Here is a 26,132-nt window from a genome sequence, read left to right on the forward strand (position 1 = left end):
GCGGCCCCGGTCTCTCTTCATACGAAAGATCCCTGTAATGACGACCCCGACAAAATTCATCCACCTGACCGACCCCCATGTCATTGGTGGCGACTGTTTGCTTTATGGTGCCAATCCCGCCCGCAGGCTTGCCCGCGCCGTCGACAGCATCATAGAAGAGCACGGTGACGCTGCCTTTGTGATCGTCACCGGCGACATGACCCATTGGGGCGATGCCGATGCCTATGTCGCATTTGCCCGCGAAATTCATCGCTTGCCGATGCCGGTGCATCTGATGGTGGGCAATCATGATGACGGCGCAGCCTTTACCGGGGCTTTTCCCCATGCACCGCGCGACCGAAACGGGTTTGTTCAATACGCCTTTGACACGCCCCATCACCGCGCCATCTACCTCGATACCAAGATGCCCGGCACTCATGCGGGCGGCTACTGCGCAGCGCGCCGGGAATGGCTTGCCGCACAGCTGGCCGAGGCAGACCGCCCGGTGCTGCTGTTCATGCACCACCCACCTTTCCAAACCGGCATCAAGAGCATGGACAGCATCATGATGCTTGACAGCGAACCGTTCCACGAGACCGTGGCGCCTTACAAGGACCAGATACAACATTTGTTCTTCGGCCATGTGCATCGGGCAATTTTCGGCAATTGGCGCGGCATCTCTTTCTCGTGCATGCGGGGATTGAATCACCAGGTTGGGCTTGATCTCGGCCCTGCTGGCAACCCCATTCCCGGTGACTTGGCGCAACCCGCTTACGGTGTGGTCTTGCTGTCCGACGACACCGTGGTGGTGCATATGCACGAGTTCGCAGCCAAGTCTCCACGGTTTACCCTTTCCGCCCCAGACGGCACGAGCGACGTCGACTATCAGCTTAATATGCGTCACGAAGGGTTCCAGGACCTATGAGCTTGGACGCACGGCGCGCAGTTTCACCGGCGACAGAGGCCTGCGACAGAAAACGCCTGCGCACCGCCCAGCGCGTGCTGTGCGACATAGACGGCTGCCTGGTTTCAGGCGCGCGGGTTCTGCCCGGCGCGTTGGCTTTCGTGCAGCGCTTCGCCGACAGGCTGATGCTTGTTTCCAACAATTCGACGGACACGCAGGAGAGCTTGCACAGGCGTCTGGTGCGCCTGGGTTTCGAATTGCGACCGGATCAGCTGGTGCTGGCAGGACAGCAAGCGCTGGCCTGGGTCGCAAACCGGCACGGCCCGGGTCCGGTGTTCCTTTTGTCCAATGAACGGATGCGCGCCGCCGCGTCGCGATTGGATCTGACACATTGCGACAGCAAGCCCCGCGTGGTTCTGGTGTGCCGGGACACAGATCTGACCTTGGCCCGACTGGAAAGAGCCCTGTATCACATAGCTGGCGGCGTGCCGGTCATTCTGGCCAATTCCGACATCACCCATCCCGGGGAGCATGGACCGGCCATCGAAAGTGGCGCCCTGCTGCAAATGCTGGCGGCGTGCCATCCGCCGTCCAGTGTCATCAATATCGGGAAGCCGAACCCGCGTTTGCTGCTGCAGGCCCTCGGGCCTGTCGCAGTCGAGGATGCGGTCATGATCGGAGACAATCCGCAAACGGATGGCCGGGCGGCCCAATCGGCAGATATGTATCCGATCCTCGTAGGGCCGGCAGCGGGCCGCTGGCTAAGTGACTTTTTGTAACGGAGCAGCGGACCGCATGAGGTCGCGGTTACCGTGGGATGGTTCCGCACTTTCGCCCCATACCCGGCAATCGACCGTGACGGGTAGCCGCCCCCAGCAAACGGACGAAGTCAGTCCCTGACGCGCTCATGTTCGTTCACCCGGTCCGAGGGCAATCGCGCCAAGGCCGAGCCCGGTCAGCCCCGCTGCCGCCGCGATCCAAGGCCAAAGCCCAGGCAGGATCGAGAACAGGAACAGATAGTCCTGTACTGCCGCCCAGATCGGTGTGCCGATCAGCGGCACGGCTAAACCTCCTGCCAGGATTCGAAGCTTCCGGCCTCTGGCCCGGCGACGCAGCGCGCCCCATAGGGCGACGACGCCTGTCAGGATGAGCAACCCGATGGAAAAGCGGGCGACCATTTCGGCCCAGAGCACGCGTGTCATGCCCACCGGGGCCACGCCGATGCTTTCCGACCACGTCCGCAGCACTTCCGCGAAGAGCGGCCAAGCGCGCTGGCTGTTGGCGAGGATCACGATGCCGTTGCCCGTTTCCGGCACGATGTGCAGATGCGTCATCCAGCCATAGCCCTGACCGCCGTGCCAGACCGCTGCGCGCCCGTCCGAGAGGGTCTCGGTGAAATACCCCAGCCCGTAGCTCTCGGCGACGATACCGAACAGCCCGCCGACCTGCACGACCGGCCGGTGTAGTTTCCGTACAGCGTCAGGCGAAAGCACTGACTGCGGGGCACCGGCCATGTTCGCCGTGGCGAAGCGGGCGATATCCGCCGCCGTGGAATGAAGCCCACCCGAGGCGTGCGCAGGATAGACGTAGGCGGCGACGGGCCGCCCGCGCAGGTCGTGCCCCACCGGCATCTCGGCCCCGGTCCAATCGAAGCTCGAAGCATGCATGCCCAGGGGGATGAGAACTTCGCGCGCCATCAGGGCGGCGAAATCCTCGCCGGTGCAGTTCTCGATCATGAGCTCGAGCAGGTTGAAACCGGTATCGGAATAGGCAAAGCCTGCACCCGGGGTGCCGGTCTGCGTGAAGTCCCGGGCCAGATGCGCGGTCAGGCTTGGCCGCGCCTCCTCGGGATCGTATCGCGCCGCATAGTCGCCCAAACCTATCCCCGCCGTATGCGAAAGCAGATGTTGGGCGGTGAACCGGGCCGTTCCGGCGGGCAGTACCCGGTCCGAGAGACACGCCGCGGCTGGGGCATGCAAATCGAACCTCCCGGTCTCCGCCAATCGCATCGCGCCCCAGGCCGTCACGGGCTTGGAGATCGATTCCACGCGGAAAAGCGCGTCGTCTGTCATTTCGCGTCCCGTGGCGGGATCGGCCATGCCAAAAGCGCGGGTCCAGACCGGCGTGCCCCCGCGCAGCACGACGATCACCACGCCGGCGACGTCGTTTGCTGCCATGCGCGCGGGCACAAGGCGCGTGAGCTGCTGATAGAGGTGTGGCGACTCGGGGCGCGCAGCCACGGGTGCCGGAGTGACAGTCACGCCCGCCGCCGTGTCCGGGTCAAGACCGGAATCCTGGGCTACCGTCGGTGACGTCGCCCCGGCGATCAGCATTGCCGCCGCCAGGCACGAGACCGTTTTCTTCATCGGTCGGAAACTCTTAGGATCAACTTGCCTTCCACGTCGCCCGCCTCGAGCCTTTCATGCGCCCGGCGCGCATCGGCTAAGGGCAGGACTTCGGCAATGGCTGGAGCGAGCCGCCCCTCGGAGAGCATCGCGAAGAGCGCGGCGAGATCGTGCTTGAACCACTCGGGATGTTGCCGTCGCATTGCACCGATAGAATAAAATGCCGTCGCGTGTCCGTTCGGCAGCCAGTCCCACAGTTTCAGTCGCACGAAGTCGAGTGGGATCGATCCGCCGCGGTCCAGGACCTCGTTCATGAAGCCGAAGGCGACAAGCATCCCGCCGGGTTTGAGGGCATGAAGCGAACGCGATAGGCTTTCGCCCCCCAGCGGATCGAAGACGAAATCCACTCCTTCTCCGACCGCCCCTGCGATCGCCGCCCCGGGATCGCTGGCCTGCGCGTCAATCGGCTGGCCACCGAATTCCCGGATCAGGGCGTGCTTTGCAGCAACGTCCGTGCCGAACGCGGTGACACCTGCGTCCCGCGCCAGCTGCAGCATGGCCGTGCCGACAGCACCGCCCGCGCCGTGGATCAGGATGCTCTGCCCCGCACGGACCTTCGCCACGCGGTGGAGCATCTGGTAGGGTGTCACAGCCGAAAGGATCATCGCCAGGGCATCTTCGTGGCTGATACCATCGGGCACTCGGGTCAGGCGCTCGGCCGGAAGGCAGACGTACTCCGAATAGGCGCCGATCGTGGTCAGGTCGGCAACCCGATCGCCCACGGTGACGTCCGACACACCAGGTCCCAGAGCGTCTACGATCCCGACCAGATCATAACCGGGGACGAAGGGCGGCTTTTCCTTGACGTCCGGATATTGCCCCTTCCGGATCATGACATCGGTAAACGCCGCGCTTGTTACGACAACCCGAATGCGCGCCTCGCCCTTGCCCGGTTTCGGCAGCTCCGCAACTGTCTCAAGCTCCAGCTCCTCCGGGCCGCCATATTTTTTCAGCAAGATACGTTTGAAAGACATTGGTTCTCTATGATGGTTTCAGGTTGTGAAGGAGCGGGGCAAATACTTCAGACGAATTTGGCTTAATGATCGGCAGCGGTTCCCCGGTGGTCTTTGACATGGGTCAAGCGCCTCGAGGCTGTGACCTGTGATCATCCCCACCTTAGCGGTCCGGTTCGTGGGTTGCCGCATGACTGGCCGCCGGTCCACCGGGATTATGATTGCGGGAACAGGAGGGCGATAACCGTATTGCACAACGAAGCGGAGCTCGGGCGCTGCTGTCTGGAACCTTGCGGATCGGCGCAGATCAAAGGTCGCCGATCGCAAGGACAACAGCGAGATGCGTTGCTGCCGCCACGGAGAATCCAATGGCCCAGCCCGGGCCGGAGGCATACCACCAAGCGGCGACTGCCACCCCAAAGACACAAGCTTTGAAGATCAGCAGGCCCGGGAACTCCAGACGGCTGGACGCGTTCGGCGCGGCGAAGAAATACCACAGAGAGCCGACAACCAAGACCGCGAGAATTGCAGCGCCCCACCCGGCCATGCCACCAGCTGCCACGCGGAAACCGGCGCGCCAGACTGCGATCAGGGCTGCAATCTCGACCAGTAACGCTAGCGCGTGGCTCATGCCGACCATACCGGACCTCCGTCGTGCGATCCCAACCCGGGTTTCGGCTGGGACTCATTGTCGATGTAGCGCGGCCTGTCCCGCCCTGTCGAGGCTCGCGCCCACACCAGCCAGAACGTCCCATCGCGCCCGAAGCGCTTGACCAATGAAACGCGGGCCAAGGGTAGCACCATGGCCGCCTTGCTTCAGAAAGCAATGGAGCAAGGCAGGCTCGTTTTCGGCACCTGAATGCTCAGGCGGTTTCGTGTGCGCTTGCCCGGAGCCCCCAGAACAAAAGAAGCAGGCTGGCGGGCAAGAGCGTCATGGTGGCCTGCCAGGCGACCATCTGCGCCGACAGCAGATGCAGCTCGGCAGCCAAGGCAGACGCCAGAGCGGTTCCCGCGTTGAGTGCGCTTGCGCCCATGGCAAGAATGAAACCGCGATTACCGCCCCCTGTATCGGCAAGCGCGGCTTGCAGAGACGGTGCGGCGCAGCCGCCGAAGATCGCCCAAAGACCCAGCCCCGCAAGGGTGAGTGAGAAATCGGCGCCGGGTGCTGCAAATAGGGCGAACACCCCGGCAAGCACGGCGGCAAGGCAAATCCCGGCGGACAAGCGCGGCCCGATCATGCGGATCAACTGCGGCGCCAGCAGATTGCCAAGGACCGTCATCGCGCCAAATCCTGCGAACAGCGCAGACACCTGCGCAGTATCGAAGCCGTGAAGATCACGGATTCGCGCCCCGACGATCGCGAAAATGCCGATCGCACCGCCAAGCCCGAACAGCATGGCCAAAATGCCAGGCAATGCTCTTTGAACGGCGCGGATGCGGCCGGTCTCTCCAGGCGCCTCTAACTTTGTCCTGCGTGGCGACCTTTTCATCTGGAACGCCAGAAAACCGCTGGCCACAGCCAGTGTCACGAATGCCATGCGCCAGTCCGCAATAGCGTCCATGAGTGCGCCATTGAGCGGCCCCAGTATAATCCCGAGCGTCAGGCCGGCCTGGACCCGGCTGATCGCCGTTGCACTGTCTTCCGATTCCGATGCCATGGCGAAGGCAACGGGAAGCATCCCTGCCGCCGCGATTCCGGTCAGAAGGCGCGCCAAAAGCGCCAACCCGAATGAAGGGGCCATCGCCGTGAACAGTGATGCGCATGAAAACAGGAACGCGGCTGGAAAGATCACCCGGCTGCGCCCAATTCGGTCCGACAGGGTCCCGAAGACCGGTGCGAGCAGAGCAAGCGGCAGATTGTAGGTGGCCACGAGGAGGGCGATACGCTCCGGGGCGACGCCCAGGTCGTTCCCGATGGGCGTCAGAAGCGGGCCAAGAAGGAATTCATCAAGCCCGATCACGAACGCAACGAAGAACAGGGAAAATGAATTCATTGTCCGGCCCTCGGCATGGCAGTGAGTTTCGGAGAAATGTGTGTTTTCTGGCAGCCTTCGGAGCGGTGCCTGCGGCGCGCGGAGGCGAACACGCGGTATCCCATAACTGGAGGCAAAGCGCATCCCCAGGGCTCCGGACCACGTCGCATAAACTGTATTGGAGTGAGAAGGTAAGGCATAGCGTTCTCCGCCGTTGTTGCTCCCGGCAGAAATATTTAGCAGGCGCCGGTTTGGACAATCGCGGGAACTGCGAATTCATATTTCATGAAATCGAAATTAAAGTTTCGATGCGAACTGCTACTATTAAAGAGAAAGTTTGAAGCAGGAAGACTGCCGGCATCGGCGGAAGCCTCAGCTACCCGCTGCGGTCGCCGAGATGGGTGCGTGAGGCATGCCAGTCGAAATGAAGGAAATCCCTGCAGATCAATAATGCTTCACCACACATTTGCGCAGGAGGCGGTACATGGGAATGACGATCGGCGTGCTTGTATTCGATGGTGCGGAAGAGATGGATTTCGTGGGCCCCTGGGAGGTTCTTGCGGCCGTTGCCGACGAAGACCCCGGGAACCGGATTCTGCTGGTTTCGGAAACCGTAGCCCCAGTCACTTGCGAGAAGGGTATGCGCGTGCTTCCCAACGTTTCCTATGCCGATGCGCCGGCTTTGGACGTGATCGTGATTCCGGGGGGCAGCGGGGCCCGGCGCGAAATCGGCAATCCGGCTACCGTAGGTTGGCTGCAAGAGGCGTCCAAGAACTGCACATGGATGTGCAGCGTCTGCACGGGGGCCTTTTTGTTGGTCGGCGCGGGTCTTGCGGACGGCAAGACCGTCACCACGCATCATGGATTTATCGGTGACCTACGCGACATGGGCCGGGCCACGGTCGCGGAAGGCGTGCGCTTTGCCCGAGATGGAAACGTGGTCAGCGCCGGCGGCGTGATGTCGGGGATCGAGATGTCCCTGTGGCTTGTGCGCGAACTCTTCGGGCCGGACGCAGAAGACGAAGCGCGCAACTACATCGCCTATGACTACCCGCCTCGCGAGGCCTCCCGTCAGCTTTGAACTTCAGCCTCCCGCTCCCAACGCGGGGGACTTCCGAGATGGTCCTGAAAATGTTCGAGAAACAAGCGGACCTTGATCGAGGGCCGGGTGGCGGGCGGAAAGACGGCATAAAGCGTGTACGGCTCGGGGGGATACCCTTCCAAGAGAGGGACCAGACGACCGGCACGGATGTCGGGGGCGGCTATGAAACGCGGCAGCAAGGAAATGCCAGAGCCGCCCACGGTAAGATCACGCACCGCGACGCTGCTGTCCGCCCTGACCATACCGGACACCGGATAGCGTTTTTCGCCCAGAGGCCAATCGACGGAACTGTCCGACAGTTTGTAGGTAATGCAGTTGTGGCGGGTCAGCTCTTCGGGGCTTGTCGGTGCGCCGTAGCGTTCCAGGTAGGCTGGGGCGGCGCAAACGACGCGGTCGATTGGTGCAAGGGCGCGGGCCACCAGCGTTGAATCCGGAAGCCCGGTGCTGACCCGGAGGGCGATGTCCACGCGTTCCTCGATGAGGTCCACGACCCGGTCATTCAGGGACAAGTCCAACTGCACGTCCGGATAACGTCGGACGAAGGCCGGTATGCAGGAGGTCACATGCAGCTGTCCGAAGGTGGCAGGCGCGTTCACGTGCAGACGTCCGTGCGGCTTCGTTTGCAGCCCGCGTGCGGCATCTTCCGCCTCTTCAAGGCAATCGAGAATTCTTTGTACCTTGTACAGATAGGACTGACCGATCTCGCTGAGCGCGACATGCCGGGTGGAGCGGATCAGAAGGGTAACCCCGAGCTCCTTTTCCAGCTGGCTGACATAGTTGCTGACGCCTGCATTCGAGAGCCCAAGATCCGCGGCCGCGTCAGTGAAGCTGCCCAACTCCGCGACGCGCCGGAAGGCCATCATCGCCTTCAACTTGTTCATAATTCAGATCCCGTGAAAAACATATCACGGCTGTGCGGATTACCATGTTTTCGCATTTGGGCAAATAGAGGGCAATCACGATTGCAGCAAACAGGCTGGTGTCCCCACTGGTATCTCTCAGCGCTCTATTCCGCTGCCCTGCCGACTACGGGCAACATGGGCTTCCGCGCCGCAACGGCCATATGATGCGCGATATCGGGCAACCCCTTCAGTCGAATGCGAACCAGAACCTTGGCGGCTGATGAGGTATGGATATTTGTCTAAGGTGCGATCATGACGCGTGGCCTGCCACGCGAACAGGTTAAAGGAGGTCAACCATGCCGGCCTCCAATACCTGTTTGTCGGCATGGAACCTTAGCACGAGCCGCTTTTTTCTAGAGGGCAAGTCTGGGAGCGATCGCAACGCTATATCCTGCTTCCTGATTGCATCCAGGGCTTTCCGGGCACGACAAATCCGCCCTGGGAGGCGGCTCGCAACATGCCAAAATGTAGTGGTTATTTTTTTAGTGGCGGGGGTAGGATTTGGACACGGCTTGATCCGGCCGGATAACGTGTGCGGCTATCATTCACACGGCCACTCCAGGATATGAAAGTTCACAGAGCGCTGCGGAGCGGTCATCTGACGGTTTTTGTCAGATGACCGTTTTCAGCCCAAAGCGGACGTAGTTGATCGGCTAGAGAGGGCGGAGAGTGAACCTTCGCATCGGCTGGCACCAATGACCGCACCGACGGGTTCAAGTGAACCGGTCACTCTTCTTCACGGAATTCCGCATGACAGGCGTTGCAGGCAGCAGCGACATGCCAAGCCGCGAAGACGGGGCCACCACGGCCCATCATGCCTCCGCCCTGCATCATTGCCGGGCCCATTTCGACTTTTTCCCAATCTTTCGGTAGCTCTCCGCGTGCCCGCTCGCCTGCTAGGACCGCCAATTTTCCTGACCAGTTTTCAAGCATGAAGGCGTAATGTTCGAAAGTTTCGAAATCGCGCCAAATTTCGTCCTTCGCCTCGCTCGGCGAGCCATTTGAGCCCTCGGGGAATTGCTCCGTCAAATGCCTTCCTGCCCCGCCCCGGATTTCCTCGGCTGCGCGCCGCACCACCGCAGCGTCGTAAGTCAACTCGCCATGAAACATCGCGAAGATGCGCTCAATGAGCTCCTCGAAGCGCTCCATCTTCTCCATGCGCTCCTTTACCACGCCGGTCGCGCTTTCATGTGCGGACAGTAGCGATGTAAAGCCGACGGTCAGCACTGCCGCCAAAGCTGTCATCTTCATGGGAAGTCCTCCGATAATGATCCAAATGCAGCAGTGTAGCCAAAATATGCTGAAATGTAACGTCCGCTATTGGCGCGAAGGAACGGTTCGCTGCGGTATACTCCAACGGCAGCTAAGCGCGGAAACCGGACTCTGCAAAGTTGATGCGCTTAGCTGGTCCTGCCGGGCACGACCGGCGCACAGGGGGCATTCTCCATGTAGGTCAACGCCGCGGTGCAGCTTTCACATTCCTGCCGTTTGTGCACCCCCCAGCATCTTCGTTTCGAATTAGGAAGTGAGTACAGGCGGCTTTGTTGCATAAATCCGCTGGCGGGCGGACACCCCCTTCAGCGCGCTATTGCAAGCCGACCAGTTTGTGGTCGTGTATTTCGTCGGGGTCCAGCTGCTCATGCCCTCCAGCTATCACACTGGATACACGACATGAAACTGCGCAGACTGTTTGTGCAACAAAGCCGGTTCGCCCCATAACGCCAAGCGTCGAATGACTGCACTCAGCCCGAAGCAGACGCAGCTGATCGACCGGAGAGGGCGAGAAAAGGACGATCGCCGTGGTCGGCCCCAATACCTGCAAAGCGGACGAACTTCTAACCGCCGTGACTGGGTTATTTATCGATTGCCAAGTTTGCTTCAAGGGACACAGTCACAAGAACGGGACCGACAGAAATTCCAACTGAGGATGGACTGCGCGTAAAAAACGCGCAGTCCAAATATTCATGGAGGTGTTACCAGTCAAAGATTGCCGCGGGACATCTCGGCCGCAATGTGATCCGCTTGACGGATCGCAAGCGCGACGATGGTCAGGGTCGGGTTTTCCGCCGCGCCAGTGGTGAACTGAGAACCGTCCGAGATAAACAGGTTCTTGATATCATGGGCCTGCCCCCACTTATTGACCACGCCGTCCCGCGCATTGGCAGACATGCGATTGGTGCCGAGGTTGTGGGTCGACGGGTACGGCGGTGTCGGGAAGACGCGGGTCGCACCGACCGCCTCGTACATGGCCATGCCCTGCTTATAGGCGTGGTTACGCATGGCCATGTCGTTCGGGTGATCGCTGAAATGGACGTTCGCCACCGGCAAGCCGTGCTGGTCGGTCACGTCTTGATTCAGCGTCACGCGGTTGGTTTCCTGAGGCATGTCCTCGCCCACAATCCACATACCCGCCATGTTTTCGTAGCTGTCGAGAGCCGAGGTAAACTCACGCCCCCATGCGCCCGGATCAAGGAAGGCCGCCATGAACGGAATACCGAGGCTCAAGGTCTCAAGCTCGTAGCCGCCGACGAAGCCGCGGGACGGATCATGGCGTGCTTCGTCTTGTACGATCCCCGCCATCGTGGTGCCCCGCCACATGCGCACGGGCTTGTCGAACGTCGCATAGACCGAACCCGTCATGTGGCGCATATAGTTGCGCCCAACCTGACCCGAACTGTTCGCGAGACCATCGGGGAACATGGACGAAGCCGAGTTCAGCAACAGACGCGGAGATTCAAACGAGTTGCCCGCAAGGCAGACAACCCGCGCTTTCTGCATCTGAAGGTTGCCGTCCGCATCGAAGTATTCGACGCCAGTTACATTCCCTGCCTTGTTGTGCATGATGCGGGCGACGTGGGCACGTTCTCGCACTTCGAGATTGCCGGTGGCCTCGCCTGCAGGGACCTCAGTGTAGGCAGTGGACCACTTGGCGCCCCACTTGCAGCCCTGGAAACAGAAGCCGGTCTGCTGACAAGGAATACGCTCGCCGTCGTCGCGTGTCTGGATCGCCATCCGACCCGTGTGGACCTTTTCATACCCTAGCGCCTTCGCGCCCGCCTCGAAGACCTTATAGTTGTTGTTTCCGGGCAGGCCGGGGCGGTTGCCGGTACGGGTCACGCCCATTTTTTCTTCGGCCTTGGTGTACCACGGGTCCATTTCTGCCGCGTCGATGGGCCAGTCCAGCAGGTTCGCTCCCTGTACTGCGCCATAGGTGCTCGCCGCCTTCCACTCATGCTCTTGGAACCGCAGGGATGCCCCCGCCCAGTGAGTGGTGGTGCCGCCCACTGCCTTGACGATCCACGCGGGCAGGCCGCTGAAGTCCTTGGCTACGCGCCAGTCGCCAGACGTGGTGCGCGGGTCGGTCCAGGCGAGCTGGCCAAAGCTTTCCCATTCGTCGTTGATATAATCCTCGGGCAGATAGCGCCCGCCTGCCTCCAGCGCCACAACGCTGATACCCTTCTGGGCCAGTTCGTTCGCCAGAGTGCCGCCACCAGCACCGGTGCCGATGATGACGACCACGCTGTCGTCATTCAGATCAAAAGGTGCAGCCATAGTCTTTTCTCCTCCCCTATGGCCTTACAGCCAGTTGATGTCGTCGAAGCCGCGGTCGATGTAACCGCCCTTGGAGAAGCTCTCCCCTTCGTAGCCGAAGATCGGCCACACGGCTTTCTGGTTATAAAGACCGGTCACAAGGCCGCCGCGGATCTGCTGGAAGAAGGCGCTCTCTTCCATACTGCGCAGGATATCCACGCGGTCGCGTTCCCAGCCCGTATCCAGGTAAAAGCCAAAACCCTTGCCCTGTGCGGCGGCATTCAGTGCCGCCAGACCTGCGGCAATCGCAGGCGCTGCTTCGGCAGTGTCATAGCCTTTCACGGCCGCGACGTAGTTTTCATCGGGGATGCGGTCGTGGGGGTAAATGTCCCGCGCCATCTGGACCAGCGTGGCAAAGGCCCGCGCGTCCAAATGAGTAGTCTCATAGGCCCATGCCGCGTTCGGGGCGGCGACAAAACCCGCCCCGACTACAAATGCCGCGCCTGCCGCCGTGGCGCGGGACAATAACTGGCGGCGTGTCAGCCCCTTGGGGCCTGTTGTGCGTTCCATCCTGTTTTCCTCCTATGGAATGCGTGATGTCACAGTCTCACTGGAACCGTCCCGCTCTCTCGAGCACCTCGATCTGGTATCCGTCTGGATCCGCGACAAAGAAGAAGCGGCCCACAAGTTCACCAGCGGGAGCAAATTCAACGAGTTTTCGGGGATTGAGGCCCTCGGCCTCAAAGCGGGCGTGTTCAGCGTCCAGATTGTCTACCGACACGGCCAGATGTCCGTATCCGTCACCCAGGTCGTAGGGATCGGTCCGGCCTTTGTTGATGGTCAGTTCCAGCTCGAATCCGATTTCCGCGTTGCTCATGTAGACAAGCGTGAACTCGGGAAAATCCAGACGGTCGGCCACATCAAGGCCGAAGGCCTTGTTGTAGAACGCGACAGAGCGGTCCTCATCGAGGACACGGATCATGCTATGAATGGCTTTGGCCAAGGCGGCCTCCTGAATTGGTTCGTTTGATTGACCAATTCAGGATGACTGCGATTCACGTGCCGTGGGTAGTACAGGTTTACTACATGCCAGATTTGCAGGCAGCGCGCCTATTCTGCGGCCATGGAGGTGCTGGTGTCATGGTGATCCGTGGCATTCGGCTGGGCAACGAAAATCAGGCAGGCCGTTCGCAGGAGGGATGTAAAATTATCAGGTTCGCCGCGTGTCTCCAGAACTTCGGAATGCAGTTTGGACACGAAGGCCGGCGTCGAAACACCGTCAGCCTCAGCAATTCGATCAAGTATATCCCAAAAAGCATTTTCCAACCGGATGCTGGTGCTCTGCCCGTTCAGGCGCAAACGGCGGGTGGTCGATGAATAGCGTTCGGGGGCTTGCTGGGCGAAGACCTGACACATGATCGTGTTTACTCCTGTCGCATTTCGATCAGTATAGTTCAAAACCTCTACTTAATGCTATCGTTCATTGTTCGAGCGACGCAGCGCCTCGGAGACAGGACAGACCGAAAGCGCTGGATTGGGATCACCTTGAATTTCCTAGGTGCTGTTGGCCGCCTGCCAATGATCGAATACCTGTTCCCGATCCACTCGAATGAAGACATGCCGCGGCGGGCAGCGTCACTTCCTGAAAGGCGCAGGTTTAGCCAAAATACGCCTGGGCGTTCCTTGTTGTCAGCGCGATGGCATCGACGCCGCGCAAAGCGAGGGATGTGCCGCCGGGCGCGAAGCCGGTCGTGACATTGTATTCGTCCTCGGCAAAGCTCGGCGCTGCGAGGCTAAGGAAGAGACTGGAGGCGAAGAACAAAAGGACGATCTTGGTCGTCATGGTCTGGGTCCTTTGTTTATGGCCAATGGTTGGCGTTTGCCCGAAGCGGAAAACTGCCGGGATCGGGGCTCCCAGGCCGGCCTGCGGGACGAGGCCGCCCGGGAATTCGGCGGATGGAAACGGATGCCCGATCCCGTTTGGGCAGTGCCGGGATCGGGCAAGGCGACCGGAGTCTCCGAAAGGGGAACGGGGAGGCAGTTCCGGTCGCGGGACGGTTAGCACAAGAGCAACGCCGACCGTCCGGATCACATGTCGCAGGCAGCCTTGATGGCCCCCCGGGGGCGCCGTTCTACCAAACGGCAACAGCGAAGACGTCTGAGACCTTGACGGCGTGCGCGACCACGCCCTGCGCCAAGCCTGAGCCGCTGCCCAGCCCGACAATCATGGCGCCCGCGGTGACGGTTGCACCTGCGCCCAACAGGGCGGTGACCAGGGTCAGGCCCAGGTTCTTAACAGATTTGTTCATTTCGTTTCCTCACTCGGATATTTCGGCGCTCGCCGAGCGCGATGCGGGGCTGTTCGTGGAAGGCCTTGCCGCCATCTGAATGTGGTTTCGTGTGCCTTTGGTCCTGAACGCATTCAGGTTAGACGAGGACCGCTCACCGGGTATTGACCGATCGTGTCAAAGCATTGACCCGGCGTGTCAAAGCGTGTGAGTAATCATCACGGGAACGTGAGTGGGTTCCGGATCGGGGGGATGGAGAGGTGATTTCTGCACTCTATGCCAGGAAGCAGATAAAGCAGGCAGTGAAGGTCGAGGACACCGCGCGGCTTTACAGCATCGTCGGGCTGGACCCGGATCAGCCCGAGGACCCCGCAGACATGGTGTCTGTGGACGATTACCACACCCTGCTGGAAGCCATCGCCGACAGCGAATGGCCCAACTTGCGGTTCCACATGCGGGTCTGCGCGGGTATGCGATGCGAGGATTTCGGCGCCTTCGGGTTGGCCTTCAAGGCGGCGCCGACGCTGCGCCACGCCTTCCAACGCCTTGGGCGGTACACGCGGCTTCACAACCAGGTGTCGAAGTTCAGCTATATCGACCGTGAAGGTGTCTTTTGCTGGACCCACGAAAAGCCCTGCTCGGACCGACTGGGCGCACAGCTGGCGAACGAAGCGGCGTTGGCAACCACGCTGACCCTCAGCCGCGAGAACACAATGCAGGGGCTGACCCCGCTCAGAGTGCAATTCACGCACGACCGTGGCGGCTCGACCGATCCGCTGGTGGAACATTTCGGGATCGAGCCCATCTTCGGGGCCGAGATTGACGGAATGCAATTCGCGATCGAGGACATCGACCGCGCCACATCCGTCGGCGATCCGGCGATCTGGAAGTTCTTCACCGACCATCTCGAGACCACCTTGCCTGAAACGAAGGAAGCGGCACGTCCGTTGGAGGAGCAGGTGATGGAGGAAATCGCGAAGCTCCTGAGCGGCGGCGTTCCGCAACTGTCCGAGGTTGCGGCGGCGCTGGCGATGGGGCCCCGAACCCTGCAACGGCGATTGTCGGAACAGGGCAAGACCTATCAGGTATTGGTGAACGACGCACGGCGCCAACTGGCCCAGCAACTCGTCTCGGGATCACGCTATTCGCTCTCCGAGATCGCCTTTCTCACCGGCTTTTCAGAACAGAGTGCCTTTACGCGGGCATTCAAGCGCTGGTCTGGACAAACACCGGGCGCTTACCGCTCGTCATCGCCTGACTGAACACTCTACAGCCTCGGCCAACACAGCCAGCTGCGCTTTGAAACGGGTGATGCGATCATCGCGGGCGGCCTGGACCTCATGCTGGAGGGAGATCTTTCAGGCCTATTGGGTCTTGCGACCGGATCGCCAGGCCCGAAAGCAAAATCGCCTCTTGAGGCGCGATCACATTGATATGTATTTGGAATTTTGGTTGCGGGGGCGGGATTTGGACACTGTTTGATCCCTGCAGGACGCAAGGATCAAAGTCGTGGCAGCAGAAGACCAGATTCCTTGGCGCAGCGTCCAGTCGCCGCCGAGCAGGGTGTTGACAGTCTTTGCGCAGGTCGGGCGAGACCGGAGCCAGGTAACTCGGCCAAGTGAATGCCGCGATGCAAAAGTTCGCGGATCAGCGCAAAGCCCGCGGCATAGAAATGATAGACGGCCATCGCCACGAGAGCGGTGGAAATCACGATGGCGATGGTGCGACCGGTAGGGCAAAAGGCGAGTTCGGGATCGTATTTCCGCTCGATCTCTGCCAGCAGCTCCGGCGTCAGCTCGGACTGCGCGGCGGCGGGCTCTTGCTGTGTCATGGGCGCTTCTGGAAAGGCATAAGAAATCCGGGTACAGCGGCACGCCGACCCCGGACAGAGCCCTTTGCAGCGTGATGGTCTTGCCCTTGCTATGACCCACGTCGAGAAGCCTGACTTTCAGATCGGAAACACCGTTGATGCCACTATCGACCAGTGCGACCAAGTGGATATGTTCTTCGACCAGCGTCGCGATGGTACGCGGTTTCTCCGACGGGGCCCTGCCCTCCATCGTGCTGGTGCCGGTCGCAGCCCAATAGGTCACGTCCGATTGCGCGAAGCCGGAATTGCGCAGCCCCGGAACGCCGCAGTGCAGCAGCAAGCACGACAGACGACGCCCCTCGGCTGCCCAATTTTAAGCGCACACCGCCGATCACCGCTCGGAAAACAAAGCTATGGATATGTCCGGATCAGCGATAGAGTTGGCGATGGCGATCTGGCGAAAACACGACCGCAATTCTCGTACCGCGCTGGCGTCTGAGTCACAGAGACTGCCCCGGCGATATGGACGGCTGAAATTTCACGATCGTCACATCCCCCGCGCCGGCCTCCTTGGGCGCCGCCAGCACGATCTCTGCGGCGCGTTCCCCGATCTCGAAACGATGCGCCTCGGTCGTCGCCAATTCCAGCGGCAGGCCCTTCAGAAGCTCCAGGTTGTTGAACCCGACGATTGCGAGATCCTCCGGAATCCTTAGCCCCGCTGCAAGGCAATTCATATATGCGCCGATCGCCATCACGTCGCTGGAAAAATAGATGCACTCCAGGTCCAGCGTCCGCTCCAGCAATTCTGCCGTCAACCTGCGCCCCGCCTCGATCGAAGACGTGCCGGAATAGAGCTCCCGATCCGCCAGTTCCAGCCCATGAGCCGCCAGCCCGTCCAGGAAGCCGCGCAACCGCTTTTCGGCCCGGAAATCCTGCGGCATCTTGGTGCCTATGAAGCCGATCCTGCGATAGCCCCGCGCGGCCAGCGCATCCGCCATCGCGCGCCCCGCCTCGAGATGCGAGATGCCCACGCAATGGGCGACCGGGTCGCCGTCAGTATCCATGATCTCGACCACGGGGCAATCGGCCGCCTGCAGCATGGTGCGCGCCGCCTCGCTATGTTCCAGCCCGGCAACGATGAGGCCCGAGGGGCGCCAGCTGAGCATTTCGCGGATCACCTCCTCTTCCTCCTGCAGGTCATAGCCGGTCACGCCGATCACCGGTTTGAGCGGGCTGCCCTTCAGCGCCGAGGAAATCCCTGAAAGCACCTCGGGAAAGACGAAGCTGCTGAGCGACGGCACCACCACGCCCACTAGGTTGACCGATTTCGACGACAACGCCCCGGCGATGCGATTCGGCACGTATCCGGCCTTGCGGGCGCAATCCTGCACCTTTTGGCGGGTGCTTTCGGATACGTCCGGGGCGCCCCGCAATGCGCGCGAGGCAGTCATCTCGCTCACCCCGGCGAGGCGGGCAATGTCTTTCAGCAGAAGCTTTTTTCCCATCCGCCGATAGTCCGACACATTCCGCGTCTTCGCAAGCTTCAAAGCGTGCGGCCCGGCGCGGGCTTGCCATCGTTTTATATCTTGCCCGCAACAACCGGTAACGTTATCGGTAACGATAACGGTAGCGATAACGGAATCACTGCCAAGACAATAAAGACAACGGAGCAGGCAAAGCCGCAGTCACCGGAGAGGAGAACGGATATGACCACGAGGATTGCAATCAACGGATTTGGCCGCATCGGCCGCGGCATTCTGAGGGCGCTGATCGAAAGCGGCGCGGACGACTTCGAAGTCGTCGCCATCAACGACCTGGCCCCGCCCGATCACCTGGCCCACCTGTTGAAATACGACAGCGTACATGGTCGCCTGCAAGCCGATCTCCGGCTGGCGGGCGATACCCTCGAAGTCGCCGGCCAAAGCATCCGCCTGACCGCCATCCGCAATCCCGAGGACCTGCCTTGGCAGGATGTCGATATCGCCTTCGAATGCACCGGCTTGTTCACCAGCCGCGACAAGGCCGCGCGGCACCTGCAGAACGGGTCCCGCCGGGTGCTGATTTCGGCCCCGGGCACCGATGTGGACCGGACCGTGGTTTACGGCGTCAACGACGACGAATTGACCGCGAAGGACGTGATCACATCCAACGCCTCCTGCACCACCAACTGCCTGGCGCCGGTGGCGATGGTTCTCGACCGCGCTTTCGGCATCAAGACCGGCTACATGACCACCGTGCACTCCTATACCGGCGATCAGCCGTCGCATGACACCGATCACCGCGATTTCTACCGTGCGCGGGCCGCGGCGCTATCGATGATCCCGACCTCCACCGGGGCGGCGCGCGCGATTTCGCAGGTACTGCCGGGGCTGGCGGGTAAGCTGGAAGGATCCTCCATCCGCGTTCCCACGCCGAATGTGTCGCTGGTGGACCTGAGCTTCATGCCCGAACGCCCAGCCACCCGCGAAGACATCAATGCGGCGATCCGCGCGGCGGCGGAAGGGCCGCTCAAGGGGGTCCTGTCCTATGAGGACGCCCCGCTCGTTTCCATCGACTTCAACCACGACCCCCATTCTTCCTGCTTCGCGGCGGCGCAGACGACCGTGACCAAGGACGGGCTGGTCCGGATCGTGAGCTGGTATGACAACGAATGGGGTTTCTCCAACCGCATGCTCGACACCGCACGGCGCATCGCCGCGCTGATGCGCAAGACGGCCAAGATGCCGGAGCTTGTGGCCGGCTGAGCCACTGAGGCGCGCGAATCTTCTGCGCGCCTTTTTCTATGACCGCGAAGTCCGAAAACCGCCCTTCCCTGCCCGATACCACCTTGCCTGACAGGTCAATCATTATCATTAGTCAAACTCTATTGACTATTGTATGATCCCTGTCGGATAAGGGGGACGAACAGAGTTTATGAAACGGGGGCCTGGCTTGCAGAACGTGAAAACCACCGAAGAGGTCGCTCTCGGCATCCGGCGGCGGGTGTTTGAACATTCGATGCGCAACAATGGCGGCTATCTCAGCCAGGCCTGTTCAGCCGCCGAACAGCTGGCTTTTCTCTACAACGAGGCGCTGAACCTCGGTCAGCCGACGCTGCCGATGATCCCGCGTCCCTTTTCGGGCGTGCCTTCGGCCGACAATCCCGACTACGTGACCGGCGCCGGCTATAACGGCCCGTTCGAGCCGCATTACGACCGGCTGTTCATCGCCCCCGCGCATTACGCGCTGGTCGCCTACGCCACCCTGATCGAGGTCGGTCGCATGGCGCCAGAGGGGCTTGAAATGTTCAACAAGGACGGGTCTTCGGTCGAAATGATCGGTGCCGAGCACAGCCCCGGCATGGAGGTGCATAACGGCACGCTGGGGATCGGCCTGTCGACCGGCGCGGGGCTGGCCTGGGGCCGCAAGCGGCGGGGCGAAACCGGCGAGGTCTGCGTTTTCATGTCCGACGGCGAAGTTCAGGAAGGCCAGACCTGGGAGGCCGTGCAGGCCGCCGCCCATCACGGGATCGACAACCTCTGGGCCATCATGGACGTCAACCGCCAGCAATGCGACGGCGCGATGGACAGCGTGATGGAAGTGGGCGACATCGCCACCAAGCTGCGTAATTTCGGCGCCGTGGTGGTCGAAATCGATGCCCATGACATCGGCGCGATGCGTCAGGCAAAGGCCGAACCGCATGAAGGCCGCCCGCTGATCATGCTGGCCCATTCCAGCCCGACCAAGGGCATGGAATTCCTGCAGCAGCGCTTCCCACGCCTGCATTACGTGCGTTTCAAATCCGAACAGGAACGCGCCGACATGAACCACGCAATCGCCGCCGAATTGGGCATCGACCCGATCAACTACGGCCAGTGAGGAGAAACGCGATGGTCGAAATGGTCAACCGCCCCTATGCCGGCGCTTTCGAAAAATACGCGGTGCAGCACCCCGAGGTGCTGTGCCTGTCCGCCGACCTCACCTCAAGTTGCGAAATCGATGGTTTCCGCGACCGCCACCCGGACCAGTTCCTGTCCATGGGCATGGCCGAGCAGAACATGCTGTCCTTCGCTGGCGGGCTGGGCCTGTCGGGTTTTCGCCCCTTCATCCACACCTTCGGCGTGTTCCTCTATCGGCGCCCCTATGATCAGCTGATGGCCTCGGTCGCCTATCCGCGGCGCAAGGTGCGGCTGATGGGGTTCCTGCCCGGCATCACCACGCCCGGCGGCATGACGCACCAGGCGATCGAGGATATTTCTATCATGCGCACGATCCCCAACATGACCGTGCTGGAAACCGGCGACGCGACCGAGGTCGAAGGCATAGTCGAAGCCGCCGACAGCATCGACGGCCCGGTCTATTGCCGGGTGCTGCGCGGGTCGGTCCCGCGGCTGTTCAACAGCCCGCTGAAGGTGGGGCAGATGCGGGTTCTGTCCGAGGGCACCGATGTTCTGGTGATCACCGCCGGCATCACCACCGAGGAAGCGATCCGCGCCCGCGGCGCGCTGGACAAGGCGGGCGTATCGGTGCGCCACCTGCACCTGTCGACGCTGAAGCCCTTCAACGCCGACGCCATCGTAGCCCATGCGGCAAGCGTGAAACACGGCGTCATCACGCTAGAAAACCACCTTGTCGCGGGCGGTATCGGGTCGATGACCGCCGAGGCGCTGGCCGAGGCCGGTTTGGCCAAGAAGCTGATCCGGCTGGGGCTGCAGGATACCTATGCCCATGGCGGGTCGCGCCCCTACCTGATGAACTATTACGGGCTGGACGCGCTGGCGCTGGTGCGCGGGATCGAACGGCTGACCGGCGAGAAAACCGGCATCGACGAGGGGGCGCTGGACGCGGTCCGGGTCGAGGCGGTGCATTCCGCCGTCAAGGCCGAGGCCCTGTAATGGCCCGCTTCACCGTTACCTATCGCATCTTCGCCGCGGATCAGACCGAGGCGAACGCCCGCGCCGAGGCGATCGCGCTGGAACAGACGGTGGAAATCCCGCGCGACGTGGTGCCCGCCGGTTTCGTCGAGGACGTAATCCTCGGCCGGGTCGAAGAGATAGGGGCCGAGGACGAAGGCCGCTTCCGCGCCACCATATCCTACAGCCCCGAAAGCGCCGGTTTCGAGTTGACGCAGTTCTTCAACGTGATCTTCGGCAATTCCTCGATCCAACGCGGGCTGCGGGTAATCGGCATCGACCCTGGCAAGGAAATGGCCTCGCGCCATCCCGGCCCCCGCTTCGGCATCGAAGGCATCCGCGCGCTATGCGGCCGCCACGAGGGCGGCTTGATCGCCCCGGTGCTGAAACCCCAGGGGCTTGGCGCCGACGACCTGGCGCAGATCGGTTATCTCTCCGCCAAGGGCGGCGCGGATATCGTCAAGGAAGACCACGGCATCATGGATCAGCCCATGGCACCGTTCCGCGAAAGGGTGGAAAAAACCGCAGCCGCCGTGGCCCGCGCCAATACCGAAACCGGGCGACACGCGCTCTATTTCCCGTCGCTCGCTGGCCAGGCGGATGAGCTGGAGGCCAATATCCGCTTCGCCAAGGAAGCCGGTGCAGACGGGCTTCTGATCATGCCGGGGCTGCTGGGCTTTGGTGTGGTGTCGCGCATCGCGCGTGATGCGATCCTGAACATGCCGGTGATGACCCATCCCAGCTTCCTTGGGCCCTACGTTCTGTCGCCCGAAACCGGTTTCGACCACGGGGTGATCTTCGGCACGCTGCAGCGCCTCGCCGGGGCCGACATCTCGGTCTTCCCGAATGCGGGCGGGCGGTTCGGCTTCACCCCCGAAGAATGCGCACAGATCGCCGATGCCTGCCGCGATGGCGCCGGACCGGGCAAGCCGATGCTGCCCAGCCCCGGCGGCGGCATGAGCGTCGAACGCGCTGCCGACATGGCGGCGGTGTATGGCGAAGACGTCGTCTACCTGCTGGGCGGCAGCCTGCTGCGCCACGGCGAGCGGATCGGCGAAGGCATTGCCGCCATGCGGGCGGCGCTGAATCAAACTCAGGGCGCAAAAACCTGAGATTGCGACCCCCTTGGTCGACTGAAACCGGCCCCTTCAAGGGCCGGTTTTTTACAGGATCACGCCCTTGCGAAGGATGAAGCAGCCATAGCCGCGGGTTTCGGTGCAGCGCAGTACGGCGAAGCCCTGCCGCGCGCGGGCATAGAAATCCTGCCGCGCGATCGCCCCGACCCCGCCGCCCTCGGGCATCTCGCGCGCGAGGATCGCGATCGCCTCCTCATGCACCGGATTGGGCTGCGCGCCCTTGCCGTCCACCTCCATCCACAGCGCGCCCTCCGGCACGAAGGGATCGAGCGGCATCAGCGTGCAGACCATCTCTATCGCCTCAGGTGCCGAAAACCCCGGCAGTTCGATTACCCGGCCGGTGACGGTGCCCGCCGCGCTGCTGTGGGCGGGATAGTTGCAGTCCACGACTGCGATCTCGTCGCCATGGCCCATCCGCATCAGCACGTCCAGCAGATCGGCGGGCATACGCGAATCTATTCCCTTGAGCATCAGTTATCCTCCTTACATGAAAACGGGGCCGGGGCGCCTGCCCCGACCCCGCTGGTCCGTGAGTAGTGGTCTATCAACCGCCGATCAGCGCGCCGGTAGCGGCATCCAGCCGGGAACCGCGACATCGGCATGGGCGAAGGCGGGAACCTTGGTGCCCAGTTCCCCCATGTTCTTGATGTCCAGATCGTTCAGCATCGCCTGGGTGATCAGGGTCGGCGGCACGACGACGTTGTGGCCCGGGTCTTCGCCCGCCAGCAGCATCGCCAGCGCGCGCACCGAAACCTCGCCCACCACGGCGGGATTGGTGGCGGCGGTCGCCTTCCAGGCCGATCCGCCTTCGCGCATCGCGGCGATGTCGGCGGTCGAAACGTCGGCCGAATAGATCGAGACATTGCCCGACATGCCCGCTTCGTCCACGGCGATCTTCACGCCCTTGGCGAATTCGTCATAGGGGGCGAACATCACGGTGATGTTCGGATTGGCCGACAGCACCGAACGCGCCTGGTTAGCCACCGAGTTGGCGATCGGGTTGTCCAACGTGCCGAATTGCGCGACTTCCTTGATGCCCGGATTGTCGCCCTTGACCTTCTTCCAGGTCTCATCGCGGCGATCCAGCGGCGCGATGCCCGGAACATAGACGTAACCGGCGACGAATTCGTTGCCGTTATCCTCGACCGCCTGTTCCAGCGCCAGGCGGGCCAGGTCGCGGTCGGACTGTTCGACCTGCGGGATGGCGGCGTTTTCGACATTCACGTCGAAGGCCACGACCTTGATGCCAGCGTCCACAGCACGCTGCGCGGCGGCCTGCATGGATTCGGTCAGCCCGTGCTGGATTATGATCCCGTCAATGCCCAAGGCGATCGCCTGATCCACCATGTCGGCCTGCAGCGCCGCGTCCTGGCGGCTGTCGAAGACGCGCAGATCGACGCCGATCGCCTCGGCCTGCTTTTCCACACCCGACAGATAGGCCTGGAAGAAGTCACCGGTGGACAGGTAGCGCACCAGCGCGACCTTGACGTCGCCGGCATTGTCGAACGGCTTGGGCATATCCGCCGCCCAGCCCAGGCCCGGCAGCATCGCCGCGGCACCGATCAACCCTGTAAACAGTCGTCTGGAAATCATGGTTTCCTCCCTTTTCTCCGTTATTTTCTTTGTTTGTTACCTTGCGGTCAGCCGCGCCCCCGGCCTCCTCTGCCGGACAGCGCGAAAGTGAAGACAAGCGCGACGACAAGAACGCCGCCCTTGATGAAGTCCTGGGTGTAGTAAGGCGCGTTCAGCATCGTCAGGCCCTGCAGCAGGATGCCCACGAAAAGCGCCCCGATGGCGGTGCCGAAGGCATTGGGTTTCGACGCGCCCAGCACCGCGAAACCGATCAGCGCGGCGGCCACCGAGTCGAGCAGAAGGTTGTTGCCCGAGGCCACATCGCCGCGCCCCAACCGCGCGGCCAGAAGGATTCCCCCCACCGAAGCCAGCGTGCCCGAGATCATGTAGGCCAGGATCTTGTAGCGGTTCACATTGGTGCCCGCGAGGCTGGCCGCCTGCGCATTGGACCCGATCGCATACATCAGCCGTCCGTGGCGGGTGAGCTCAAGGAACACCCAGACGGCGATGGCGATGACGACCAGGAACACCACCGACAACGGCAGAAGCTTGGGCACGAAAAGATCAAGCCGGTGCCGTCCAAGCATCAGGAAAGCGTCGGAAAAGGTGCCCATGGCGGTGCTGCCGTCGGGCAGCGCCATGCCGGTGGAAATCGAACGCCCCTCGGTCGGGATGCGCTGCAGACCGACCAGCAGGAACATCATGCCCAGCGTCGCCAGCAGGTCCGGCACCTTCATCTTCACGACCAGAAGCCCATTGACCAGCCCCACGCCCATGCCCATCAGCAGGCACAGAATCACCGCCGAAGCCGCGTTCATTTCCCACACCACCATGACGTAGGAGGACAGCATCAGCGCCGATGTCGCCGTCGCCCCGATCGACAGGTCGAAGCCGCCCACCACCAGCGTCGCGGTTACCCCAAGCGCCAGGATGCCGGTGATCGCCACCGATTGCAGGATGAACACCGCGCTGAAGGGCGACAGGAAGCCATCGGCCATCATACCGAAAAACACGATCAGTCCGGCCATCAGAACGAGGAAACCGTATTTGATGGCAATGTCGGTCAGGTTCGGGGAAGTCTTCATCTTGTCTTATTTTCCTGCTGCGCGCGCCGTCGCGGCATGAACCACCTGGGCCATGATCGCGGACACGTCGACCTTTTCGTTACGGTGTTCGCCGACGATCGAATGCTCGCTCATCACGAGAATGCGGTCGGCGATTTCCAAAGCTTCGTCCAGTTCGGCCACGAAGACGATCGTGGCCCGGTCGCCAGCTGTTTCTCGAATCTTGTGGCCGATGTCGCGGCGCGCCCGGATGTCGACACCCTGAAAGGGTTCGTCGAGGATTAGAAGCCGCGACGCCTCGGCCAGCCAACGGGCGACCATCACCTTCTGCTGATTACCCCCCGACAGGGTCAGGATGCCGTCCGTGGGACTTTGGCAGACCACGCCCATCTCGTTCACCATGCGCTCCGCCGTCGCCCTTTCGGAACCGGCGGAAACGAAGCTCATCCGGCTGTGGCGCGACAGGAAAGGCAGGGTGATGTTTCGGGTAATATCGAGATCGGTTACCACGCCATTGAACAGCCGGTCCTTAGCGCACAGGAAAACACCCGCAGCGATTGCCTCTTTCACCGTACCCGGTGCATGCCGCTTGCCATCCAGCACGACCTCGCCCGAGACGGGCTGGTCCAGCCCGAAGAGGACGCTAGCGAAATCCGACTTGCCGCTGCCCACCAACCCGGTAACGGCGATCACCTCGTTCTCATGTGCGGTCATCGAGAAGGGCGCGGCGCCATCGCGCAGCACCAGGTCGCGCACCTCCAGCACCGGGCGACCGGTATCTGGAACCGTGAAATCCACCTCGGTGATCGCGTGGCCCAGCATGGCGCGGACCGAACCGGAATAATCCAGCGGCTGTTCCTCGAACACGCCCGAAATCATCCCATCGCGCATCGACACGATCCGATCCGCGAGGCGGCGGATGTCGGACATACGGTGCGAGATATAGAGGATGGCCACGCCGCGGTCGCGCAGGGTGTCGATCAGGTCGAACAGGCGCTCGGCCTCCACCGCCGACAGCGACGAGGTCGGCTCATCAAGGATCATCAGCCGCGGCTCATGCGCCATGGCGCGGGCGATGGACACCAGCTGACGGTCGGCCAGCGACAGGTCGGCGACTTGTTGACCAACGTCGATATCCAGCCCCACCGCGGCGGCGATTTCCCGGGCGCGTTGGCGCATCTTGCGGCGGTTGACGAAGAACCCCGCGCCGTCGGCCAGCGTATCCAGCAACAGGTTGGAGGCCACATCCAGATCGGGCACCACACCGTCATTGATATTCTGGTGAACCGTCACCACGCCCGCGCCCAGCGCCGCCGAGGGCGTTTCGGGCGCAAAGGGCGCGCCAGCCAGCGTGACCTCGCCATCATCGGCCGCATGCACGCCGCACAGGATCTTCACCAGAGTGGACTTGCCCGCCCCGTTGGCGCCCATCAGAACGGTGACTTGGCCCTTGGGAATCTCGAGATCGATTCCCCGCAGAACCTGGTTCCGAGCGAAGGCCTTGCGCACCCCGGAAAGACGGATTGCCTGATCGTTCACTTGTCTTTTCTCCTCCGTTGGCGCTGATGCTATGCCTCGAAACTATCAAATGTCAATATAATTTGACAAATGCATTAGAACG

26 protein-coding genes and 1 pseudogene are annotated in these 26,132 nt (G+C 62.0%); 8 read left to right on the forward strand and 19 right to left on the reverse strand.

Going from position 1 to position 26,132, the window contains the following annotated elements:
• The first annotated feature begins 37 nt into the window (after positions 1-37).
• Together IT775_RS17890 and IT775_RS17895 are read left to right on the forward strand one after the other, a co-directional pair.
• Positions 38-904 (forward strand): phosphodiesterase, encoded by an 867-nt coding sequence (locus IT775_RS17890; protein ID WP_212702605.1) that lies wholly within the window; start codon positions 38-40, stop codon positions 902-904.
• Positions 901-1,662, forward strand: a complete 762-nt coding sequence (locus tag IT775_RS17895; protein ID WP_212702606.1) for an HAD-IIA family hydrolase — start codon at positions 901-903, stop codon at positions 1,660-1,662. The genes IT775_RS17890 and IT775_RS17895 overlap by 4 nt, the downstream gene beginning before the upstream one ends.
• Before the next feature lie 126 nt (positions 1,663-1,788).
• On the opposite strand, the gene IT775_RS17900 is transcribed toward IT775_RS17895, so the two are convergent.
• From IT775_RS17900 to IT775_RS17915, 4 genes are all read right to left on the reverse strand, one after another.
• On the reverse strand, positions 1,789-3,249 hold the full coding sequence (locus IT775_RS17900) for a serine hydrolase domain-containing protein (RefSeq protein WP_212702607.1): 1,461 nt from the start codon (positions 3,247-3,249) through the stop codon (positions 1,789-1,791).
• Positions 3,246-4,262: a medium chain dehydrogenase/reductase family protein gene (locus tag IT775_RS17905; RefSeq protein WP_212702608.1), complete on the reverse strand. Its 1,017-nt coding sequence runs from the start codon at positions 4,260-4,262 to the stop codon at positions 3,246-3,248. Before IT775_RS17905 ends, IT775_RS17900 begins: the two co-directional genes overlap by 4 nt.
• A gap of 286 nt (positions 4,263-4,548) precedes the next feature.
• Positions 4,549-4,881: a YrdB family protein gene (locus tag IT775_RS17910; RefSeq protein ID WP_212702609.1), complete on the reverse strand. Its 333-nt coding sequence runs from the start codon at positions 4,879-4,881 to the stop codon at positions 4,549-4,551.
• 223 nt (positions 4,882-5,104) lie between these two features.
• The gene (locus IT775_RS17915) at positions 5,105-6,235 is read right to left on the reverse strand and encodes an MFS transporter (protein ID WP_212702610.1); all 1,131 of its coding nucleotides are present in this window, start codon (positions 6,233-6,235) and stop codon (positions 5,105-5,107) included.
• 463 nt (positions 6,236-6,698) lie between these two features.
• On the opposite strand from IT775_RS17915, the gene IT775_RS17920 reads away from it, so the two are divergent.
• Positions 6,699-7,295 carry a DJ-1/PfpI family protein gene (locus tag IT775_RS17920; RefSeq protein ID WP_212702611.1) on the forward strand — a complete coding sequence of 199 codons (597 nt, stop codon included), beginning with the start codon at positions 6,699-6,701 and terminating at the stop codon, positions 7,293-7,295.
• On the opposite strand, the gene IT775_RS17925 is transcribed toward IT775_RS17920, so the two are convergent.
• The 8 genes from IT775_RS17925 to IT775_RS17960 form a co-directional block, all read right to left on the reverse strand.
• Positions 7,286-8,197 (reverse strand): LysR family transcriptional regulator, encoded by a 912-nt coding sequence (locus IT775_RS17925; RefSeq protein ID WP_212702612.1) that lies wholly within the window; start codon positions 8,195-8,197, stop codon positions 7,286-7,288. The two genes, IT775_RS17920 and IT775_RS17925, sit on opposite strands and share 10 nt — an antisense overlap.
• 747 nt (positions 8,198-8,944) lie before the next feature.
• Positions 8,945-9,469, reverse strand: coding sequence for a c-type cytochrome (locus IT775_RS17930; protein ID WP_212702613.1), 525 nt, complete (start codon positions 9,467-9,469; stop codon positions 8,945-8,947).
• Between the two features lie 729 nt (positions 9,470-10,198).
• Positions 10,199-11,770 carry a GMC family oxidoreductase gene (locus IT775_RS17935; RefSeq protein ID WP_212702614.1) on the reverse strand — a complete coding sequence of 524 codons (1,572 nt, stop codon included), beginning with the start codon at positions 11,768-11,770 and terminating at the stop codon, positions 10,199-10,201.
• A gap of 24 nt (positions 11,771-11,794) precedes the next feature.
• Positions 11,795-12,319 (reverse strand): twin-arginine translocation signal domain-containing protein, encoded by a 525-nt coding sequence (locus tag IT775_RS17940; protein WP_212702615.1) that lies wholly within the window; start codon positions 12,317-12,319, stop codon positions 11,795-11,797.
• Between the two features lie 37 nt (positions 12,320-12,356).
• Positions 12,357-12,752 carry a VOC family protein gene (locus IT775_RS17945; protein WP_212702616.1) on the reverse strand — a complete coding sequence of 132 codons (396 nt, stop codon included), beginning with the start codon at positions 12,750-12,752 and terminating at the stop codon, positions 12,357-12,359.
• Positions 12,753-12,859: 107 nt separating this feature from the next.
• Positions 12,860-13,165, reverse strand: coding sequence for a ribbon-helix-helix domain-containing protein (locus tag IT775_RS17950; protein ID WP_212702643.1), 306 nt, complete (start codon positions 13,163-13,165; stop codon positions 12,860-12,862).
• A 241-nt stretch (positions 13,166-13,406) separates the two neighbouring features.
• A complete protein-coding gene (locus IT775_RS17955; RefSeq protein ID WP_212702617.1) occupies positions 13,407-13,592 on the reverse strand; it encodes a hypothetical protein in 186 nt (61 codons plus the stop codon).
• Positions 13,593-13,881: 289 nt separating this feature from the next.
• Positions 13,882-14,058: a hypothetical protein gene (locus IT775_RS17960; protein ID WP_212702618.1), complete on the reverse strand. Its 177-nt coding sequence runs from the start codon at positions 14,056-14,058 to the stop codon at positions 13,882-13,884.
• A gap of 239 nt (positions 14,059-14,297) precedes the next feature.
• On the opposite strand from IT775_RS17960, the gene IT775_RS21615 reads away from it, so the two are divergent.
• Entirely contained in the window at positions 14,298-15,299 is a 1,002-nt protein-coding gene (locus tag IT775_RS21615; protein WP_212702619.1) for an AraC family transcriptional regulator, read from the forward strand.
• A 239-nt stretch (positions 15,300-15,538) separates the two neighbouring features.
• Here IT775_RS21615 and IT775_RS17970 read toward each other — a convergent pair whose 3' ends face one another.
• From IT775_RS17970 to IT775_RS17980, 3 genes and pseudogenes are all read right to left on the reverse strand, one after another.
• A complete protein-coding gene (locus tag IT775_RS17970) occupies positions 15,539-15,868 on the reverse strand; it encodes a hypothetical protein (protein ID WP_425519564.1) in 330 nt (109 codons plus the stop codon).
• Between the two features lie 100 nt (positions 15,869-15,968).
• Positions 15,969-16,097: pseudogene (locus tag IT775_RS21670) on the reverse strand (hypothetical protein); the annotation flags it as partial.
• A gap of 250 nt (positions 16,098-16,347) precedes the next feature.
• The gene (locus tag IT775_RS17980) at positions 16,348-17,352 is read right to left on the reverse strand and encodes a LacI family DNA-binding transcriptional regulator (protein ID WP_212702620.1); all 1,005 of its coding nucleotides are present in this window, start codon (positions 17,350-17,352) and stop codon (positions 16,348-16,350) included.
• Between the two features lie 201 nt (positions 17,353-17,553).
• On the opposite strand from IT775_RS17980, the gene gap reads away from it, so the two are divergent.
• From gap to IT775_RS18000, 4 genes are all read left to right on the forward strand, one after another.
• A complete protein-coding gene (gene gap / locus IT775_RS17985; RefSeq protein ID WP_212702621.1) occupies positions 17,554-18,591 on the forward strand; it encodes a type I glyceraldehyde-3-phosphate dehydrogenase in 1,038 nt (345 codons plus the stop codon).
• 196 nt (positions 18,592-18,787) lie between these two features.
• The gene (locus tag IT775_RS17990) at positions 18,788-19,705 is read left to right on the forward strand and encodes a transketolase (protein ID WP_343231165.1); all 918 of its coding nucleotides are present in this window, start codon (positions 18,788-18,790) and stop codon (positions 19,703-19,705) included.
• Positions 19,706-19,716: 11 nt separating this feature from the next.
• Positions 19,717-20,721 (forward strand): transketolase family protein, encoded by a 1,005-nt coding sequence (locus tag IT775_RS17995; RefSeq protein WP_212702623.1) that lies wholly within the window; start codon positions 19,717-19,719, stop codon positions 20,719-20,721.
• Entirely contained in the window at positions 20,721-21,851 is a 1,131-nt protein-coding gene (locus IT775_RS18000) for a RuBisCO large subunit C-terminal-like domain-containing protein (protein WP_212702624.1), read from the forward strand. The genes IT775_RS17995 and IT775_RS18000 overlap by 1 nt, the downstream gene beginning before the upstream one ends.
• A gap of 51 nt (positions 21,852-21,902) precedes the next feature.
• On the opposite strand, the gene IT775_RS18005 is transcribed toward IT775_RS18000, so the two are convergent.
• The 4 genes from IT775_RS18005 to IT775_RS18020 all read right to left on the reverse strand — a co-directional run bounded on the left by IT775_RS18005 (position 21,903) and on the right by IT775_RS18020 (position 26,050).
• Complete coding sequence (locus tag IT775_RS18005; protein WP_212702625.1) at positions 21,903-22,346, reverse strand: RbsD/FucU family protein; 444 nt, start codon at positions 22,344-22,346, stop codon at positions 21,903-21,905.
• Between the two features lie 84 nt (positions 22,347-22,430).
• Entirely contained in the window at positions 22,431-23,468 is a 1,038-nt protein-coding gene (locus IT775_RS18010) for a substrate-binding domain-containing protein (protein WP_212702626.1), read from the reverse strand.
• Positions 23,469-23,515: 47 nt separating this feature from the next.
• Complete coding sequence (locus tag IT775_RS18015) at positions 23,516-24,532, reverse strand: ABC transporter permease (RefSeq protein WP_212702627.1); 1,017 nt, start codon at positions 24,530-24,532, stop codon at positions 23,516-23,518.
• A gap of 6 nt (positions 24,533-24,538) precedes the next feature.
• A complete protein-coding gene (locus IT775_RS18020; protein ID WP_212702628.1) occupies positions 24,539-26,050 on the reverse strand; it encodes a sugar ABC transporter ATP-binding protein in 1,512 nt (503 codons plus the stop codon).
• Between the last annotated feature and the right edge of the window lie 82 nt (positions 26,051-26,132).

It is taken from the genome of Thalassovita aquimarina (assembly GCF_018219815.1).
Lineage (GTDB): Bacteria > Pseudomonadota > Alphaproteobacteria > Rhodobacterales > Rhodobacteraceae > Thalassobius > Thalassobius aquimarinus.

What these genes read in the sequence shown, in the direction of transcription:
- IT775_RS17890 (WP_212702605.1), top strand. Translation starts at nt 38, where the DNA reads ATGACGACCCCGACAAAATTCATCCACCTGACCGACCCCCATGTCATT.
- IT775_RS17895 (WP_212702606.1), top strand. Translation starts at nt 901, where the DNA reads ATGAGCTTGGACGCACGGCGCGCAGTTTCACCGGCGACAGAGGCCTGC.
- IT775_RS17900 (WP_212702607.1), bottom strand. Translation starts at nt 3,249, where the DNA reads ATGAAGAAAACGGTCTCGTGCCTGGCGGCGGCAATGCTGATCGCCGGG.
- IT775_RS17905 (WP_212702608.1), bottom strand. Translation starts at nt 4,262, where the DNA reads ATGTCTTTCAAACGTATCTTGCTGAAAAAATATGGCGGCCCGGAGGAG.
- IT775_RS17910 (WP_212702609.1), bottom strand. Translation starts at nt 4,881, where the DNA reads ATGGTCGGCATGAGCCACGCGCTAGCGTTACTGGTCGAGATTGCAGCC.
- IT775_RS17915 (WP_212702610.1), bottom strand. Translation starts at nt 6,235, where the DNA reads ATGAATTCATTTTCCCTGTTCTTCGTTGCGTTCGTGATCGGGCTTGAT.
- IT775_RS17920 (WP_212702611.1), top strand. Translation starts at nt 6,699, where the DNA reads ATGGGAATGACGATCGGCGTGCTTGTATTCGATGGTGCGGAAGAGATG.
- IT775_RS17925 (WP_212702612.1), bottom strand. Translation starts at nt 8,197, where the DNA reads ATGAACAAGTTGAAGGCGATGATGGCCTTCCGGCGCGTCGCGGAGTTG.
- IT775_RS17930 (WP_212702613.1), bottom strand. Translation starts at nt 9,469, where the DNA reads ATGAAGATGACAGCTTTGGCGGCAGTGCTGACCGTCGGCTTTACATCG.
- IT775_RS17935 (WP_212702614.1), bottom strand. Translation starts at nt 11,770, where the DNA reads ATGGCTGCACCTTTTGATCTGAATGACGACAGCGTGGTCGTCATCATC.
- IT775_RS17940 (WP_212702615.1), bottom strand. Translation starts at nt 12,319, where the DNA reads ATGGAACGCACAACAGGCCCCAAGGGGCTGACACGCCGCCAGTTATTG.
- IT775_RS17950 (WP_212702643.1), bottom strand. Translation starts at nt 13,165, where the DNA reads ATGTGTCAGGTCTTCGCCCAGCAAGCCCCCGAACGCTATTCATCGACC.
- IT775_RS17955 (WP_212702617.1), bottom strand. Translation starts at nt 13,592, where the DNA reads ATGACGACCAAGATCGTCCTTTTGTTCTTCGCCTCCAGTCTCTTCCTT.
- IT775_RS17960 (WP_212702618.1), bottom strand. Translation starts at nt 14,058, where the DNA reads ATGAACAAATCTGTTAAGAACCTGGGCCTGACCCTGGTCACCGCCCTG.
- IT775_RS17970 (WP_425519564.1), bottom strand. Translation starts at nt 15,868, where the DNA reads ATGACACAGCAAGAGCCCGCCGCCGCGCAGTCCGAGCTGACGCCGGAG.
- IT775_RS17980 (WP_212702620.1), bottom strand. Translation starts at nt 17,352, where the DNA reads ATGGGAAAAAAGCTTCTGCTGAAAGACATTGCCCGCCTCGCCGGGGTG.
- gap (WP_212702621.1), top strand. Translation starts at nt 17,554, where the DNA reads ATGACCACGAGGATTGCAATCAACGGATTTGGCCGCATCGGCCGCGGC.
- IT775_RS17995 (WP_212702623.1), top strand. Translation starts at nt 19,717, where the DNA reads ATGGTCGAAATGGTCAACCGCCCCTATGCCGGCGCTTTCGAAAAATAC.
- IT775_RS18000 (WP_212702624.1), top strand. Translation starts at nt 20,721, where the DNA reads ATGGCCCGCTTCACCGTTACCTATCGCATCTTCGCCGCGGATCAGACC.
- IT775_RS18005 (WP_212702625.1), bottom strand. Translation starts at nt 22,346, where the DNA reads ATGCTCAAGGGAATAGATTCGCGTATGCCCGCCGATCTGCTGGACGTG.
- IT775_RS18010 (WP_212702626.1), bottom strand. Translation starts at nt 23,468, where the DNA reads ATGATTTCCAGACGACTGTTTACAGGGTTGATCGGTGCCGCGGCGATG.
- IT775_RS18015 (WP_212702627.1), bottom strand. Translation starts at nt 24,532, where the DNA reads ATGAAGACTTCCCCGAACCTGACCGACATTGCCATCAAATACGGTTTC.